Annotated in this window: 16 protein-coding genes; 8 read left to right on the forward strand and 8 right to left on the reverse strand. The window is 58.5% G+C overall.

Annotated elements, in window-relative coordinates:
• Positions 1-136: 136 nt before the first annotated feature.
• Entirely contained in the window at positions 137-1294 is a 1158-nt protein-coding gene (locus J7380_RS07635; RefSeq protein ID WP_209195202.1) for an acyl-CoA dehydrogenase family protein, read from the reverse strand.
• A gap of 101 nt (positions 1295-1395) precedes the next feature.
• Positions 1396-1962 (reverse strand): TetR family transcriptional regulator, encoded by a 567-nt coding sequence (locus J7380_RS07640; RefSeq protein ID WP_209195203.1) that lies wholly within the window; start codon positions 1960-1962, stop codon positions 1396-1398.
• Positions 1963-2262: 300 nt separating this feature from the next.
• On the opposite strand from J7380_RS07640, the gene J7380_RS07645 reads away from it, so the two are divergent.
• The 7 genes from J7380_RS07645 to J7380_RS07675 all read left to right on the forward strand — a co-directional run bounded on the left by J7380_RS07645 (position 2263) and on the right by J7380_RS07675 (position 10668).
• Entirely contained in the window at positions 2263-2727 is a 465-nt protein-coding gene (locus J7380_RS07645) for a nuclear transport factor 2 family protein (protein ID WP_170751567.1), read from the forward strand.
• Between the two features lie 12 nt (positions 2728-2739).
• Positions 2740-3360 (forward strand): pyridoxamine 5'-phosphate oxidase family protein, encoded by a 621-nt coding sequence (locus J7380_RS07650; protein ID WP_209195204.1) that lies wholly within the window; start codon positions 2740-2742, stop codon positions 3358-3360.
• Positions 3361-3405: 45 nt separating this feature from the next.
• Positions 3406-3567: a hypothetical protein gene (locus J7380_RS07655; protein WP_170353376.1), complete on the forward strand. Its 162-nt coding sequence runs from the start codon at positions 3406-3408 to the stop codon at positions 3565-3567.
• Between the two features lie 105 nt (positions 3568-3672).
• On the forward strand, positions 3673-6144 hold the full coding sequence (locus tag J7380_RS07660) for a heavy metal translocating P-type ATPase (protein WP_209195205.1): 2472 nt from the start codon (positions 3673-3675) through the stop codon (positions 6142-6144).
• Complete coding sequence (gene cueR, locus J7380_RS07665) at positions 6141-6530, forward strand: Cu(I)-responsive transcriptional regulator (protein WP_209195206.1); 390 nt, start codon at positions 6141-6143, stop codon at positions 6528-6530. The genes J7380_RS07660 and cueR overlap by 4 nt, the downstream gene beginning before the upstream one ends.
• Positions 6531-6627: 97 nt before the next feature.
• A complete protein-coding gene (locus J7380_RS07670; RefSeq protein ID WP_209195207.1) occupies positions 6628-7500 on the forward strand; it encodes an NAD(P)-dependent oxidoreductase in 873 nt (290 codons plus the stop codon).
• A 108-nt stretch (positions 7501-7608) separates the two neighbouring features.
• Positions 7609-10668, forward strand: coding sequence for an aminotransferase class III-fold pyridoxal phosphate-dependent enzyme (locus J7380_RS07675; RefSeq protein ID WP_209195642.1), 3060 nt, complete (start codon positions 7609-7611; stop codon positions 10666-10668).
• Between the two features lie 52 nt (positions 10669-10720).
• On the opposite strand, the gene J7380_RS07680 is transcribed toward J7380_RS07675, so the two are convergent.
• Together J7380_RS07680 and J7380_RS07685 are read right to left on the reverse strand one after the other, a co-directional pair.
• The gene (locus tag J7380_RS07680) at positions 10721-11182 is read right to left on the reverse strand and encodes a hypothetical protein (RefSeq protein WP_209195208.1); all 462 of its coding nucleotides are present in this window, start codon (positions 11180-11182) and stop codon (positions 10721-10723) included.
• Complete coding sequence (locus J7380_RS07685; protein WP_209195209.1) at positions 11179-11346, reverse strand: hemin uptake protein HemP; 168 nt, start codon at positions 11344-11346, stop codon at positions 11179-11181. Before J7380_RS07685 ends, J7380_RS07680 begins: the two co-directional genes overlap by 4 nt.
• 224 nt (positions 11347-11570) lie before the next feature.
• On the opposite strand from J7380_RS07685, the gene gph reads away from it, so the two are divergent.
• Entirely contained in the window at positions 11571-12245 is a 675-nt protein-coding gene (gene gph, locus J7380_RS07690; RefSeq protein ID WP_209195210.1) for a phosphoglycolate phosphatase, read from the forward strand.
• Between the two features lie 255 nt (positions 12246-12500).
• Here the strand turns inward: gph and J7380_RS07695 are convergent, their stop codons facing one another.
• From J7380_RS07695 to J7380_RS07710, 4 genes are read right to left on the reverse strand one after another with little or no spacing between them, the layout of a single operon-like run.
• On the reverse strand, positions 12501-13256 hold the full coding sequence (locus tag J7380_RS07695) for an ABC transporter ATP-binding protein (RefSeq protein WP_170353383.1): 756 nt from the start codon (positions 13254-13256) through the stop codon (positions 12501-12503).
• A 9-nt stretch (positions 13257-13265) separates the two neighbouring features.
• Complete coding sequence (locus J7380_RS07700) at positions 13266-14021, reverse strand: ABC transporter ATP-binding protein (RefSeq protein ID WP_170751588.1); 756 nt, start codon at positions 14019-14021, stop codon at positions 13266-13268.
• A gap of 11 nt (positions 14022-14032) precedes the next feature.
• The gene (locus tag J7380_RS07705) at positions 14033-15238 is read right to left on the reverse strand and encodes a branched-chain amino acid ABC transporter permease (RefSeq protein WP_209195211.1); all 1206 of its coding nucleotides are present in this window, start codon (positions 15236-15238) and stop codon (positions 14033-14035) included.
• A gap of 3 nt (positions 15239-15241) precedes the next feature.
• Entirely contained in the window at positions 15242-16273 is a 1032-nt protein-coding gene (locus tag J7380_RS07710; protein ID WP_170353386.1) for a branched-chain amino acid ABC transporter permease, read from the reverse strand.
• Positions 16274-16341 lie beyond the last annotated feature (68 nt).

The raw sequence follows: 16341 nt of genomic DNA on the forward strand, positions 1-16341 counted from the left end.
TGCGCGGCCTCCGGCCTTGCGTCCTGCGGACGGCAGGGGCCGGGCAGGCGCGGGCTGCGCCCGCGCCTGCCCGGCCCAACGGAAGGAGATGTTTCTTCAGAAACGTCGACGACGGGCGGGAGTATCCCGTCGGGCTTTATGTGTCCAGGGAACGTGCGATGAGTTCCTTCATGATCTCATTGGTACCACCATAGATCATTTGAACACGCGCATCGGCGTAGAGGCGCGCGATAGGGTACTCCATCATAAACCCATAGCCTCCGAACAACTGCAGGCATTCATGCATGACTTCGTTCTGCACCTCAGAACCCCAATACTTGGCCATCGATGCCGTCGCTGCGTCCAGCGTTCCAGCTTCAAGCCGAGCGATACAGTCATTCACAAAGCTGCGCAGAACCTCAGCTTTGGTTTTGCACTCGGCCAGTTTGAATCGTGTGTTCTGGAAATCCATAACCCGCTGACCGAAGGCTTTGCGCTCTTGCGTGTAACGCACCGTCTCGGCAATCGCGAAGTCGATCGCGCCAAGTGCGATGATCGCAATCGTCATACGCTCCCACGGCAACTGCTTCATCATTTGATAAAAACCCTGCCCTTCTTCAGGGCCGATCAGGTTGGTCATCGGCACCTTTACGTCCTCGAAGAACAGTTCGGCCGTGTCGTTGCCCTTCATCCCCAACTTCTTGAGGTTGCGCCCCTTCCGGAACCCGTCCGCGCCTCCGGTCTCGACCGCCACCAACGAAACACCTTTCGAGCCCAGCGATTTGTCCGTTTTTGCGGCGACAAGGATAAGATCAGCCGACTGACCGTTAGTAATAAAGATTTTCGAGCCGTTTATGCGGTATGAATTGCCATCTTTCTCGGCAGTTGTCCGAATGCCTTGAACATCGGAACCAGTGCCGGGCTCAGTCATCGCCAGCGCGCCGACCATTTCACCCGAAGCCAGCTTGGGAAGCCATTTTTGCTTTTGCTCTTCGCTGCCATAAGCGGTGATGTAATGGGTCACAATCGATTGGATCGGGTAACCCCATCCACAATCTCCGTGCGACGCCTGCGCGTACATCGTAACCGCGTCGAAACCAAGACCGCCCCCGACACCGCCATGTTCCTCGGAAATCGACCCGGCCATAAGACCCATTTCCCCAGCTTTGTGCCAGAACGCTCGATCAACTTGCCCCTGATCGTTCCAGCGTTCGGCGTTGGGGACCAATTCATCCTGCATGAAACGGTCCGCCATCTCTGCGAACATCCGATGCTCTTCGGTTACCCAATTGGCGGAATTCGTAAACAAAGACATTTCGTGTCCCCTCAAGTCAGTTTCCTTGAAGGTAACCCCCGCGATCCGGCAATCCAATGCGCCAAGAGCTTTGCTACGCAACGTCTTTTAAACGTAACGCCTCAGACCGGTAGCGCATTCGCCAACAACACCCGGGCTGCTTCCTTGGCGTCGCGCGCAGGATCACAGCTTTTCAGCAGAACAGCAGTGACAATCGCTCCTTCTTTCAACAGCAGAATCTGACATCCCAGCTTTTCAGGCTCGCGAGCGCCTGCGTCGCCGGCCAAATCCGTGAAATATTCGAGCAGCAGACGTTTGTGCTCGGCTGCTTCCAGATGGATGGGGTGGTCCTTGTCCTGATATTCGGCCCCGGCTTTGATGAACATGCAACCGCGATAGCCGTCCTCTTCAAACCACTCTTGCAAGGCATCGAAACTAGCAAGCAGTTTTTGCGCGGGCGTGTCGGCAAGCGCGTCGATCCGGCCATAGAACCATTTGCGGAAATTCTCATCCCGCAAGCGCAGGGCGGCAACGATCAATTCCTCTTTGGTTCGGAAATGCTTGTACATCGAGGTCTTCGACACACCCGTCTCTGCCACCAGTTTGTCCATACCGGTGGCATGAAAACCATCCCGGTAAAAAACCTGCAGAGCATTGCGGACCAGCTCGTCGCGTTTGTTCGGGCGCATAATTCGGCTCCTGAGTGTACTGATCAGTACATAACAATGGTTTCATTTCGCGACAAGATTGCCGGGAACTCAACTCCTGAAGCCTTTAAATTATAGCTCTTTAAAGGTCATTCAAAAATTTTCTCAAATTGAGACTTGCAAAAGTTTACCGATCAGTACACATTAACTCCAAGATGTACCGATCAGTAAACCCTGGAGCTAGACGATGAAACGCCGCAACAGCCCATTTTCCCCTCAGTATGCCCCCTTCCTGTTGACCCTTGCGCTGCTTGCCGCCGCACTGACCTGAAAGACCAAGATATGAGCCGACCCCCTCTGCCACCCTTCACTCTTGAGACCGCCACACAAAAAGTCCGTATGGCGGAAAACGGCTGGAACAGCCGCGACCCCGATCTTGTGACACCCGCCTATACCGAGGACAGCCAATGGCGGAACCGCGCCGAATTCCTGTCGGGCCACGAAGACATCCACGCCTTCCTGACCCGCAAATGGAACAAAGAGCTCGACTACCGGCTGATAAAGGAACTGTGGGCATTTACGGAAAACCGAATTGCCGTACGCTATGCCTATGAATGGCATGACGATAGCGGTCAGTGGTTCCGGTCCTATGGCAACGAGAACTGGGAATTTGCCGAAGATGGCCGGATGGCCAAACGCCACGCCTCGCTGAATGACCTGCCGATTGACGAAGAAGATCGTCTGTTTCACTGGCCCCAAGGCCCCAGACCCGAAGACCACCCCGGCCTGTCTGATCTGGGCCTCTAGAAAGGATCACCCATGCCCCGCGCCTTTTCTGAACTGACCTTTACTCCCGCCGTCCGCGCCCATCAGGAAAGAATGGGATCGGCCAAGACCTATGCCAAATTCCTAGAAGGCGGGCCACAACAGGGGCATCAGATCGGCCCGGCGGAAAAAGCGTTTATCGAGGCGCGGGACGGGTTTTACCAATCTACTGTGTCCGAGACCGGTTGGCCCTATGTGCAATATCGCGGCGGGCCAATCGGGTTTCTAAGGGTGCTTGGGCCGACAACCATCGGATACGCCGATTTCTCGGGCAACAAACAGTATATCTCGCGCGGGAATTTGGACGGAAACGACCGGATTGCCATGATCCTGATGGATTACGCCAACCAACGGCGGTTGAAAATACTGGGTCGGGTCGAGTTTACCGAAGGCGAAGCCGCCGCAGCCAGCCTCTATCCCGACGGTGCTGAAACGCCTGCAGAACGCGCCGCGATCATCCGGGTCGAAGGGCTGGACTGGAACTGCCCCCGTCATATCACACCTCGCTTTACCGAAGCCGAACTGCGCCCCCACCTGAACACGCTTGGTCAGCAATTGGCGCAACTTCAGGCCGAGAACGAAAAATTAAAACAGGAACTGGCAAAACGGGGCTGAACCGAATTGCGATCCGCCCTCAGATTGGAAACAGGGATTACCATCATGCTGCGTTCGACACTGAACCTCGCCAGTTTCTGCCTTTTTGGCATGTTGATGTGTGTGGCCATTCTGATGCTGGGGTTTTTCGCGTCTCCGGAAGCTGTCCGCAGCGCGCCGCCCGCCCAATACAACTCGCTTTTGCTCGAGGTTTTTTCAGATCCCTGACCCCAAACGCATGGCAGCTATGCGCTGAGAACCCACGCAACCCCTTGACCTTCCCGTGACTGGAACCCCCATTAAAGGAACGAAGATCTACACGGGATGAGTCGGATGCCAGCCGTACGCGAAACCAGGCTGAACATAACCGGAATGGGATGCGCATCTTGCGTGGGACGTGTCGAAACGGCCCTGCGCGCTGTGGATAGTGTGACCGATGCTTCGGTGAATTTCGCAACCAAAGTGGCGCAGGTTACCCACGACGGCCCGATCACCCGGCTAACCGATGCGCTGGACGCCGCCGGATATCCCGCCGCAACAGCCACAGCATCGCTGAAGATCGAGGGGATGAGCTGCGCCTCGTGCGTGGGCCGGATCGAGCGTATCTTGCAGGCCGACCCGGCCGTGATCAGCGCGCAGGTCAACCTCGCCACCGAAGGCGCAAAAATTCAGTACGTTGAGGGGGCCAGCGATCCCTTAGCATTGGCCAGGCTATGCGCTGATGCGGGTTATCCAGCGCATGTCGCGCAGGTGGATGAGGGCGCTACGGACAAAGCGCAAGAAGCCACCGCATTGACGCGCACGACGCTCATAGCTGCGGCGCTGGCTCTGCCTGTCTTTGTCCTTGAAATGGGTGGACACATGGTCCCGGCCTTTCATCACTGGGTGCATCAGACTATTGGGGTGCAGACCAGCTATTTGATCCAGTTCGCGCTGACCACGGCTTTGCTGGCTGGACCGGGAAGAGTGTTTTACGCAAAGGGTATTCCATCCCTGTTGCGGCGCGCACCGGATATGAATGCGCTGGTCGCGATAGGCACGGGTGCGGCTTATTTGTACTCGATCGTCGCCACATTCGCACCAAGTCTCCTGCCACAAGGCAGCGCGAATGTGTATTTCGAGGCCGCCTCGGTCATCGTTGTCCTTATTCTTCTGGGGCGCGCGATGGAGGCGCGGGCCAAGGGCCGCACCGGCGCTGCGATCCGCAAATTGGTGGGCCTGCAACCAAAGATGGCTCGGGTTGAACAAGGTGGTACAACTGTAGACCGTCCCATTGCCCAGATCGTGGTGGGTGACATTCTGCAAATCCGCCCCGGTGAACGCGTCGCAGTGGATGCCGTGGTGCTGGAGGGTACGTCATACATTGACGAAAGCATGATCAGTGGCGAACCCATTCCGGTCGGCAAAGCACCAGACGACCCGGTTGTGGGTGGCACGGTGAATGGCACCGGCGCGTTGCGCGTCCGTGCAACGCGGGTCGGGGCCGACACGGTGCTGGCGCAGGTCATTCGCATGGTCGAACAGGCGCAGGGGGCCAAGCTGCCGATTCAAGGGTTGGTCGATAAGATCACTGCTTGGTTCGTTCCCACCGTGCTGGTCGTTGCACTGCTGACCATTGCGGTCTGGTTGATCTTTGGGCCCGCGCCGGCGCTGCCGATGGCGCTGGTCACCGGTGTCTCGGTCCTTATCATTGCATGCCCTTGCGCAATGGGTCTGGCGACGCCGACCTCGATCATGGTTGGCACCGGGCGCGCGGCTGAGTTGGGTGTTTTGTTCCGCAAGGGCGACGCGCTGCAACAGTTGCAGCAGGCAAAGGTGGTTGCGTTGGACAAAACTGGCACTCTGACACTGGGTCGGCCCGAATTGGAAAGCATCACCACCGTCAACGGATTCGACCGCGATGACGTTCTGCGTCTGGCCGCTTCGATTGAGGCGCGGTCCGAGCACCCGATTGCCACCGCGATCACACGCGCCGGACCTTCGGATCTGCTGCAGCCGGTCGAATTTGAATCTCTGACCGGATTGGGCGTGCGGGCCGTGGTCGAAGGGCGCGAGGTGTTGATCGGGTCGCCTCGGTTTATGGATCAGGGCGAAGTGGACCTGTCTGAGCTGACGCCCGAGGCAGATCAACGCGCCACCGCAGGGGCCACGCCTTTGTTCGTTGCAGTGGACGGTCGGGCCGCTGCTTTGCTGACGGTTTCCGATCCGATCAAGCCGGGGACGACCGAGGCTTTGGACCGGTTGCACGCGATGGGCCTGACTCTGGCCATGGTCACAGGAGACAACGCACATACAGCGCAAGCCTTGGCCAACAAGCTGGGCATAGATCATGTCACCGCCGAGGTTCTGCCAGACGGCAAACTAAAAGCGATCAACGCACTGCGCGACCGGTTCGGGGCGCTGGCCTTTGTGGGCGACGGTATCAACGATGCGCCTGCGCTTGCCTCTGCTGATACTGGAATTGCCATCGGCACGGGCACGGATGTGGCGATTGAAACGGCCGATGTTGTTCTGATGTCCGGAGATCTGCGCGGCGTCGCCAATGCGGTCGAGATCAGCCGCCGGACAATGCGCAACATCCGCCAGAACCTGGGTTGGGCATTCGGGTATAACGCAGTGTTGATCCCGGTCGCGGCGGGCGTTTTGTACCCCTTTGGCGGACCGTTACTGTCCCCAGCATTGGCGGCAGGGGCGATGGCATTGTCCAGCGTCTTTGTTGTCACAAATGCGCTGCGCCTGCGACGGGTGCGGGCCAGCCTGCCCGAACGGCAGGCAGCACACCAACCTCAGACGGTGACCTCATGAATATCGGAGATGTTTCGACCCAGACGGGCCTGCCCGCCAAGACGATCCGCTACTACGAAGACATCGGGCTGGTTAAACCACTGAGGGATAACAACGGATACCGAGTGTTTCGCAGCCAGGACGTGCACAAGCTGAACTTTCTGGGCCGCGCCCGCGCCTTGGGATTCACCATCGAAGATTGCCGGACCCTCATGGCTTTGTACGAAGACGAGACCCGCGCCAGCGCTGATGTGAAAAAAGTCGCGCGCGCGCATCTGGCGCAGATCGAGGCCAAAATCGCCGACCTGAATGCGATGCGGGATACGCTTGGTCATCTGGTAGACGCCTGCGCAGGCGATGACCGTCCAGACTGTCCAATCCTTCAAGATTTAGGTGGGAAGCCTTAGCACAGGGTTGCCCTTTCCTCGTAGCTTTGATTTGTCTCTGCTGAACATTCCGGACTGCTGCGCTAGGTGGTTGTCGGACAGCAGAGAGGATCTCCACATGGCAAAAGTCGCGTTTCTGGGTTTGGGTGTAATGGGCTATCCGATGGCCGGTCACCTGCAGGCTGCAGGCCACGATGTCACCGTCTATAACCGCACCACAGGCAAGGCCGAGGCCTGGGTGGCCCAACATGGTGGATCAATGGGGACGACGCCGCGCGAAGCCGCTGAGGGCGCGGAATTTGTCATGGCTTGCGTGGGCAATGACGATGACCTGCGCATGGTCTGCACCGGCGAAGACGGCGCGTTTCACGGCATGTCCGAGGGGGCGATTTTTGTCGATCACACAACCGTATCCGCCAAGGTGACGCGTGAGCTCTACGACGCAGGCAAAGCCGCAGGTATCGCGTTTGTGGACGCTCCGATCTCGGGCGGTCAGGCTGGGGCCGAAAATGGAGTCTTGTCGATCATGTGTGGTGCGGATCAAGCGGCCTATGATGCGGCCGAGCCGGTGATGCAGGTCTATTCCAAAATCTGCCGCCGCATCGGCGACAGCGGCGCAGGTCAAATGACCAAGATGTGCAACCAGATCGCCATTGCAGGTTTGGTGCAGGGTTTGAGCGAAGCGCTGCATTTCGCTGAAAAGGCCGGATTGGACGGGCGCTCGGTCGTTGAGGTGATCAGCCAGGGGGCGGCCGGCAGCTGGCAGATGGCCAATCGTTACGAGACGATGCTGGACGATCATTTCGACCATGGTTTTGCTGTCGACTGGATGCGCAAGGATCTGGGGATTTGTCTGGATACCGCGGATGAGACCGGGGCATCGCTGCCGGTGACGGCTTTGGTCGATCAGTTCTACAAGGATGTGCAGAAGCTGGGCGGGGGGCGCTGGGATACGTCCTCGTTGATCAAGCGGCTGCGCGCTTTGGGGTAACGGGTCAGGGGGGCTTTCTGCCCCCCATCGCGCCGAGGCGCGATTCCCCCCGAGGATATTTTTAGCCAGATGAAGGGGATCCCGTTTGCAAACGGGGCAGGTTTGGGAATGGAAAACATGACGCAGTTCTGGGCCGATGCATTGCGCCAGCATTGGGGCCTGGAGGCCAAGCTGACGCGGCTGGATGGGGAATATGACCTGAATTTCATGGTCCATGCCACCAATGGTCAGGATTATGTGCTGAAGGTTATGCGCGCAGGGTGCGAGGCCGAATTCGTCGACCTGCAGGTCAAGGCGCTGGAGCATATCGCGGCTGAGGCGCCGGGTCTGCCGTTTCCCAAGGTTTTCCCTGATCTGAACGGCCGTCTGCTGCCCGAGATTGCGGATCAGGACGGACAGCCCCGGCTGGTCTGGTTGCTGGAGCGTCTGCCCGGCGAGTGCTATGCCAAGGCCGCGCCGAAATCCGAGGCGTTGATCCTGAAGCTGGGCCGCGTTTTGGGGGCGACCGACCGGGCGCTGGAAGGGTTTGCCCATGGCGGCTTGCAGCGCGGGGATTTCAAGTGGGACATGATGCAGGCGGGTTGGATCGCGGATCAGCTTGAGGCGATCTCTGATCCCGCGCGGCGCGCATTGCTGGCCGAGGTTTGTGCCGGGTTTGATGCGATCAAGGCGTCTTTGAGGGAATTGCCCAAACAAGCCATCCACAATGACGCCAACGACTATAACATTCTGGTCGAGGGTGAGATGGGCCAGCGGCAGAGCGTCTCGGGCCTGATTGATCTGGGGGATATGTGCGCGGCACCCCGTATCTGTGATCTGGCGATTGCGGGGGCGTATATCGTGTTGGACCATCCTCAGCCCGAACGCGCGCTGACCGCCTTGGTGCAAGGCTATCACGCCGCGAACCGCTTGCGCACGGATGAGGTTGATCTGATCTGGCCGCTGTTGCGGATGCGGCTGGCGGTGTCGGTGGTGAACTCGACCCTGATGGCGATCGACAATCCCGATGATCCATATGTGACCATCAGCCAGGCCCCCGCCTGGCGATTTCTTGAGAACGCTTCCGTCAATGGCGGGTTAATGGCGGCGCGGCTGCGTGTGGCCTGCGGGTTGCCTGTGACCGACGGGGGCGAACGTGTCCACGCCTATCTGGCCGCCCATCGCGGTCAGTTCGCGCCGATGTTCGGACAGGATCTGGGTGATGCGCCGATGGGGTCGCTGTCGGTTGAAAACTGCGTCTGGCCGCAAAACCCGTTCCACATGCCCTTGGCCGAGGCCGCCCGCGTGGGCGAGGAATATGGCGAGGGCCTGTGGCTGGGTTACTACAATGAGCCGCGCCTGATCTATGCCGAGCCGGGGTTCCGCAAGGGGCCGTGGAAGGCCTCGGACCGGCGCACGGTGCACTTGGCGGTGGATGTGTTCGCCCAGGCGGGCACTGTGTTGCACGCGCCGATGAGCGGACGGGTTGAGGCGGTGGAAAACCGCGACACCCACCTGGACTATGGCGGCGTGGTGATCCTGCATCACGAAACGCCCGAAGGGGACGCGTTCTATACGCTCTATGGTCATCTGGACCCCGAGGTCTGTGATCGGCTGAAACCCGGTGATCCGGTGGCGCAGGGCGCGGCGTTCGCGCGATTGGGGGACGCCACACAGAATGGCGGCTGGGCCCCGCATGTGCATTTCCAGCTGGCTATGACCACGGACGGGATGCAAAGCGACTGGCCCGGCGTTGGTGACCCCGATGAGATGGAGCTGTGGAACGCGGTTTGCCCGAACCCGGCGGCCCTGCTGAACCTGCCTGATGACAAGGTGTTCTATCAACCGACCGACAAACAAGCGATCCTGCAGGGGCGGCAGGACCATTTTGGCGGCAATCTCAGCCTGACCTATGACGACCCGGTCATGCTGGTGCGCGGGTGGAAACACCACCTGTTCGATGAATGGGGTCGCCCCTATCTGGACGCCTATAACAACGTCCCCCATGTGGGCCACGCGCATCCGCGCATTCAGGCGGTGGCGGCGGATCAGCTGAGGCGCATGAACTCGAACACGCGCTATCTGCATCCGGCGCAGACCGAATTTGCCGATAAGGTGCTGTCGAAACTGCCCGACCATCTTGAGGTTTGTTTCTTCGTCAATTCCGGCACCGAGGCCAATGAACTGGCCCTGCGGCTGGCCCGCGCCCATACCGGGGCCAAGGGGATCGTGACACCGGATCACGGCTATCACGGCAATACGAATGCGGCGGTCGCGATCTCGGCCTATAAGTTCAACAAACCCGGCGGCGTAGGTCAGGCGGATTGGGTCGAACTGGTTGAAGTGGCCGACGACTATCGTGGATCGTTCAAGCGCGACGATCCCGACCGCGCCACAAAATTCGCGGATCTTGTGGACCCTGCGATTGCCGCCTTGCAAGACAAGGGCCACGGCATCGCCGGTTTCATCGCCGAGACCTTCCCCTCGGTCGGGGGCCAGATCATCCCGCCCAAAGGCTATCTGCCCGCAGTCTACGAAAAAATCCGCACCGCCGGAGGGGTGTGTATCGCCGATGAGGTGCAGACCGGGCTGGGGCGTCTGGGTGAGTATTACTTTGGCTTCGAGCACCAGGGCGCGCTGCCCGATATCGTGGTCATGGGCAAACCCATCGGCAACGGGCACCCTCTGGGCGTGCTGGTCACCACCAAAGAAATCGCCCAAAGCTTTGACAACGGGATCGAGTTCTTCTCGACCTTTGGCGGATCGACCCTGTCCTGTCGGATCGGGAAAGAGGTTCTGGATATCGTCGATGACGAAGGGCTGCAGGACAACGCCCGCGTGATGGGCGCGCGGCTGATGGATGGCCTTCGCGCGATCGAGGCTGATTTCGGCTGTGTCGGCGACGTGCGGGGCATGGGCCTGTTTCTGGGCGTCGAATTGATTAACCCCGACGGATCCGAGAGCACCGAGATTTGCAAATACGTCAAGAACCGGATGCGCGATCACCGCATTCTGATTGGCAGCGAAGGGCCCAAGGACAACATCCTGAAAATCCGCCCACCCCTGACGATCGAGGCCGATGATGTCGACATGATCCTGTGGGCGCTGCGCGATGTGCTGACCGAGGTCGGTGACTATGCCCCTGCCCCCGCCTGCGATCACCACCATGCCGGTTGCAGGTGTTGCTGAATGAACAAACCCCCGGCCTGACTGGGACGGGGGTCTGAGCCTGACCGAGCTGTTAATGCAACACGGCAGAGGGGGTTACGTGGCCGGTCGAAGGTAGCGGCGCCGCGACTGACATGCGACGCAATGCCAGCGCCAATTCCTCGGACAAGGCAGCAAGGGCGGGCGCGAAATCCGGACGGACGATAAGCGCCGCCAACATCATTGCGTCTTCACGCGCACCTTCCGAGGCTGCGGCGATCATCTGCGCGAAACAGTTCTCATCCGCGCCCAGACAAGAACACCCTAGTCCATGACGGATCAACGGGCGTCTGCCGTGATGAGCGCAGAGTGAACACAAGCGATCCATAACACTCATCGCAACGCTGTCCTGATCGGATTCTTGCGCCAAACCATCTGCGCGCGCCAACGCTGCATCGCTCCACTGCCGCAAGTACAGAACCGCGCTGGCTTCAATAGGGCTAAGGTCTGTCAGTCGACCAACGGTAGCCCCGCCGCGGGCAAAACGCGCGCTCATTTCGTCAGGATCAGTTTGCCAGCGCGGGTGATGCGCAGGGTGTAAAGCTGATCACCCAGCTCAATATGAGCCAGATTTCCACCTTTTGTTAGATCTTCAGCTTTATGCGCCGGCAGCATGGATACAGGGTAGGATTGCGTGGGGTTCGGGTTCTGCACATTCATCAGGTCAACTCCAGAGGGTCACGGGCGCAAGGCCGATTTCTGTTCGCGTTTTCAGTGGCTGGCTGACCCGAATCCGGGTTGGCTTGGTGTCTTGATCCTTAATCTGATAATTTTACTCAGGTATGTCAAGCGTCAAAATCAAACCTCATTTATCCACGCGGAATTGCGCCGCTTTGGCGATCGGGCTAAGCCTGATGCTGCAATTCAAACGCCCGAGGTTTTCCATGACTGCAACGCTCATGTTCGATCTGGACGGAACGCTGATCGACAGTTTGCCTGATATCGCGGCGGCCGCGAACCGCATGCTGCAGGACGAGGGACGCCCCCATCTTCCACAAGAGACAATCCAGCAATTCGTTGGGAATGGCCTTCCCAAATTGGTCGAACGTGTCATCAGGCATTGCGACATGCCACTTGATCGCCATGCAGAACTGACCGAGCGTACACTTGCACATTATTCCGCCGCATCCAGTGCGCTGACCGTGCCCTATCCCGGTGTTTCCGAGGCGCTACAGCAGCTGCGCGATATGGGATGCGTGTTGGGCATTTGCACCAACAAGCCCGAGGCCCCCGCCCGCGATATTTTGCGGGATTTGGGCCTCGCTCATCATTTCGAAACCGTCTTTGGCGGTGATACTCTGAACACACGCAAGCCCGACCCCGCGCATCTTCACGCCAGTTTCGCCGCCGTCACCCCGACCGGTCCGCGTCTGTTTATTGGCGACAGCGAAGTCGACGCCGAAACCGCGCAACGTGCGCAGGTTCCGTTTCTGCTGTTCACCGAAGGGTATCGGAAGTCACCCGTCTCCGAAATCCCGCATGCACTTAACTACGACCACAACGAAAAGCTGCCCTCGTTGGTCCGGCAAGCGATATCGAAACTGGAAGAAACGGCCTGACCCAAACGACTGAGGGGCCGGCCGAGGGGGTAAGAAGCCAGCCCCTCAAAGGGGGAAATGTCCTTGGTAAAACCTTGGATGATTTACGGTTAACTCCGTTGGCGCCCAAGGCATATTGGGGGTTTCCCGTAGTGGCCATTAACCCTTTGAAACCGCGTTGAATTAATCCACCCCCTGTTTGCAGCGGTCAGAAAAAAGGCGGCGTGATCACTCACTCCGCCTTAACTCTGTAAATCTGTCGGTTAACCAACTGGATCAGATTGCCAAGTATTCCTCACGCAGTTGCGTATTCTCCAGCACTTCGCTGGCAGTGCCGTCAAATACGATACTGCCTGTATCCAGGATGATTGCGCGGTCGGCCAGCTCCAACGCACGCACGGCGTTTTGTTCAACGATGATCGTGGTCATACCCTGTTGCTTTACGTGGATCAGAGTCTTTTCGATCTCATCCACGATCACCGGGGCCAGTCCTTCGTAGGGCTCGTCCAACAGCAAAACCTTGATGTCGCGTGCCAATGCACGCGCTATGGCCAGCATTTGTTGCTCACCACCCGACAGGGTCACGCCCTCTTGCTTGCGGCGCTCGCCAAGACGGGGGAACAACTCGTAGATACGTTCAAGCGACCAGCCAATCGGTGGCGCAATCTGAGCAAGTTGCAGGTTTTCCTCGACCGTCAAGCCAGGGATGATCCGGCGATCCTCGGGGACAAGACCAAGACCAGCCGCTGCGGCCTCGTAGCTTGTCTTGTTGTGCAGAGGCTGGTGGTCCAGCCAGATCTCGCCATGGCGCACTTCGGGGTCACCAAGACGCGCGATCGAGCGTAGGGTCGAGGTCTTACCAGCCCCGTTCCGGCCGAGCAGAGCCAGAATCTCGCCTTCGTGCACGTTAAAGCTGACACCTTGAACGATGTAGCTTTCGCCGTAGTACGAGTGCATATCCCACACCGAAAGAAAGGCGGGCGCAGTTGTGGCCATATTGGCGTTTTTCGAAAAGTCCGGTTTCTGATTCATAGCTTTTCCTTACGCTGCCTCGCCCAGATAGGCTTCGCGAACCTTGGGGTTACCGCGAATGTTCTCTGGCGCGTCTTCCACCAATGGTGTGCCCTGTGCCAGCACGGTAATCCGTTCGGCAAGGCTGAAGACCACATGCATATCGTGTTCAATGATCGCGATGGTGATGTCGCGTTCATCCTTGATTTGTTTCAGCAGGTCGATCGTGTTGTTGGTATCGGCCCGCGCCATTCCGGCCGTCGGTTCATCCAGCAGCAACAGACGCGGGTTCTGGCTCAGGCACATACCGATCTCAAGCCGACGTTTGTCACCACGCGACAAGGAGGCGGCGTGCATTTCGCGCTTGTCGGCCATGTTCATCTCGACCAGCATCGCTTCGGCCTGTTCCACGATATCCTTTTCCTTGGCAATCGTCTCATAGGCGTGCATCCGAAACGCCCCGTCTCGCATGGCGAAAATCGGGATTAACATGTTCTCCATCACCGTCAGTTCACCGAAAATCTCGGGGGTCTGGAACACACGGCTGATGCCCATCTGGTTGATCTGAAACGGTTCGAGCCCTAGCACCGAGTTGTTGTCAAACAGGACCGACCCGGTGTCCGGCATCAGTTTACCCACAAGACAGTTCAGCAGGGTCGACTTGCCGGCGCCATTGGGGCCGATGATGGCATGAACCGAATTTTCCTCGACGTTCAGGTTCACGTCCGTCAGCGCCTTTAGGCCACCGAAGCGTTTACTGACGTCTTTTACACGTAGAATTGCCATAGTCGCCTCCTTTATTCCGCTGGCTCGGTTTTGCCCGAAGGCGCATCATCCGAACCGGATTTCCGACGTTTGAACCAGTTCGATACCCGCTGTCCGCCTTCGACAAGGCCACCCGGCAGATAAATCACCACCAACATGAACAGAATACCCAATGTCAGGTGCCAGCCTTTACCGATGAACGGGTGGATGATGAACACCACCGCGTCCTCCAACCCGTCGGGCAGGAAGGCAAACCAGCTGTGCAGGACGTTGTCGTTGATCTTCGAGAAGATGTTCTCGAAATACTTGATGAAGCCCGCGCCCAGAACCGGACCGATCAGCGTTCCGGTACCGCCAAGGATGGTCATCAGAACCACCTCGCCCGAGGCCGTCCACTGCATCCGCTCGGCCCCGGCCAGCGGATCCATCGCGGCCATCAGGCCACCAGCCAGACCGGCATACATGCCCGAGATCACAAAGGCCGCCAGCGTATAGGGTTTCGAGTTCAGCCCGGTGTAGTTCATCCGCTGCTGGTTCGACTTCACCGCCCGCAACATCATCCCGAAAGGCGACCGGAAGATGCGGATCGCCAGATAAAACACGACCATCATAACCACCGCACACAGGTAGTAGCCTGCGTTGAAGTCAAAGCTCCACGCGCCAACGTCCAGCGTGTAGGTCGCGCGCATGGGTAATCCGAACAGATGCGGCAGGTCGGGCGCATTGGCCCCCTGCAGAATCTGCGGGTCATCTGCATAGACCTGAAGGCCAGTTTCCCCGTTGGTGAGGTTGAATTTGGGGTTCGACAGCACCGAATAGGCCAGCGCAAAGCTCATCTGTGCGAAGGCCAGCGTCAGGATCGAGAAATAAATCCCTGACCGCCGCAGGCTGACATAACCGATCAGCAAAGAGAACAACCCAGCGATCACCACGCTCAGCGCGATGGCGGGGATGACGTTATAGCTGAGCAGCTTGAACATCCAAACGGCCGAATACGATCCCACGCCCAGAAAGGCCGCATGGCCGAAGGACAGGTATCCGGTCAGGCCAAACAGGATGTTGAACCCGATGGCGAAGATGCCAAAGATCACAAACCGCTGCATCAGGTCGGGGTAGCCCGCGTTGAACTGCGCCATGGCGCTGTCCGCCGGGAACGGGTTCAGGATGAAGGGGGCCAGCAGCGTCAGAATCCCAACGATGATCAGCAGCCCGGTGTCTTTTTTGTTCAGTCCAAACATGGATTAGTCCTCCATCACGCCTTTGCGCCCCATCAGCCCGCGTGGCCGCAGCAGCAGCACGATGATGGCGACAAGGTAGATGATGATCTGGTTGATGCCCGGAATCGTGGTCGTGGCCCAAGTGGTCGAGGCAAAGCTCTCGAGGACCCCCAGCAAGAACCCCGCCAACACGGCACCGGGCAGCGATCCCATGCCACCTACAACAACCACAACAAAGCTAAGGACCAAGAAGTCCATCCCCATGTGGTAGTTCGGCGGATTGAGCGGCCCGTACATCACCCCGGCCAGTCCTGCCACCGCAGCAGCGATCCCGAACATGATGGTAAACCGGCGGTCGATATTGATGCCCAACAGGCCCACAGTTTCCCGGTCAGCCATACCGGCGCGCACTACCATGCCGAAAGTGGTGAATTGCAGGAATGAGAAGACTGCACCGATAATGGCAACCGCAAAGCCGAAATAGACCAGACGCCAGATCGGATAAATGATTGCGTTCGGATCGAACCCGATCATGGTGCCCAAATCGATAGAGCCATTAAGCGCTTCGGGCGGCGGGGTCTGGATCGGGTTAGCCCCGAAGAAATACTTGACGACCTCTTGCAGTACGATAGCCAGACCAAACGTCACAAGGATCTGATCCGCATGGGGGCGTTTGTAGAAATGCTTGATCAGCCCGCGCTCCATCACGTAGCCGACCAACAGCATGATCGGGATCGCGAACAAGATCGCCAGAGGCACCGACCAGTCGATGATTGACGCACCGACCTCGGGACCGAACCATGCCTCGACATAAGGTGTCTCGACCTTCAGCGGATTACCCAGAAAGTCCGTCTGGGTTTCATCGATGGTCTGAAAGCTGAGGCTAAACAGCTTTTGCAGGGTAACAGCACAAAAAGCGCCGATCATGAACAGCGCCCCGTGGGCAAAGTTCACAACACCCAGCGTGCCAAAGATCAATGTCAGCCCTAGCGCGATAAGCGCATATGCCGATCCCTTATCGAGCCCGTTTAGGATTTGAAGAAGTATGGCGTCCATTGTCCCCCCCTTTTATTGCCTTCAAGGCAGGCTCCCCTGCGTCAGCAGGAGAGCCCAGTTCCAGGTAC

Origin of the sequence: Ruegeria sp. R8_1 (assembly GCF_017743815.1) — a bacterium.
GTDB classification, from domain to species: Bacteria; Pseudomonadota; Alphaproteobacteria; order Rhodobacterales; family Rhodobacteraceae; genus Ruegeria; species Ruegeria lacuscaerulensis_A.

Bases quoted from the DNA above. Each gene is read 5' to 3' on its own strand.
- J7380_RS07635 (WP_209195202.1), bottom strand. From the start codon at position 1,294: ATGTCTTTGTTTACGAATTCCGCCAATTGGGTAACCGAAGAGCATCGG.
- J7380_RS07640 (WP_209195203.1), bottom strand. From the start codon at position 1,962: ATGCGCCCGAACAAACGCGACGAGCTGGTCCGCAATGCTCTGCAGGTT.
- J7380_RS07645 (WP_170751567.1), top strand. From the start codon at position 2,263: ATGAGCCGACCCCCTCTGCCACCCTTCACTCTTGAGACCGCCACACAA.
- J7380_RS07650 (WP_209195204.1), top strand. From the start codon at position 2,740: ATGCCCCGCGCCTTTTCTGAACTGACCTTTACTCCCGCCGTCCGCGCC.
- J7380_RS07655 (WP_170353376.1), top strand. From the start codon at position 3,406: ATGCTGCGTTCGACACTGAACCTCGCCAGTTTCTGCCTTTTTGGCATG.
- J7380_RS07660 (WP_209195205.1), top strand. From the start codon at position 3,673: ATGCCAGCCGTACGCGAAACCAGGCTGAACATAACCGGAATGGGATGC.
- cueR (WP_209195206.1), top strand. From the start codon at position 6,141: ATGAATATCGGAGATGTTTCGACCCAGACGGGCCTGCCCGCCAAGACG.
- J7380_RS07670 (WP_209195207.1), top strand. From the start codon at position 6,628: ATGGCAAAAGTCGCGTTTCTGGGTTTGGGTGTAATGGGCTATCCGATG.
- J7380_RS07675 (WP_209195642.1), top strand. From the start codon at position 7,609: ATGGAAAACATGACGCAGTTCTGGGCCGATGCATTGCGCCAGCATTGG.
- J7380_RS07680 (WP_209195208.1), bottom strand. From the start codon at position 11,182: ATGAGCGCGCGTTTTGCCCGCGGCGGGGCTACCGTTGGTCGACTGACA.
- J7380_RS07685 (WP_209195209.1), bottom strand. From the start codon at position 11,346: ATGAATGTGCAGAACCCGAACCCCACGCAATCCTACCCTGTATCCATG.
- gph (WP_209195210.1), top strand. From the start codon at position 11,571: ATGACTGCAACGCTCATGTTCGATCTGGACGGAACGCTGATCGACAGT.
- J7380_RS07695 (WP_170353383.1), bottom strand. From the start codon at position 13,256: ATGAATCAGAAACCGGACTTTTCGAAAAACGCCAATATGGCCACAACT.
- J7380_RS07700 (WP_170751588.1), bottom strand. From the start codon at position 14,021: ATGGCAATTCTACGTGTAAAAGACGTCAGTAAACGCTTCGGTGGCCTA.
- J7380_RS07705 (WP_209195211.1), bottom strand. From the start codon at position 15,238: ATGTTTGGACTGAACAAAAAAGACACCGGGCTGCTGATCATCGTTGGG.
- J7380_RS07710 (WP_170353386.1), bottom strand. From the start codon at position 16,273: ATGGACGCCATACTTCTTCAAATCCTAAACGGGCTCGATAAGGGATCG.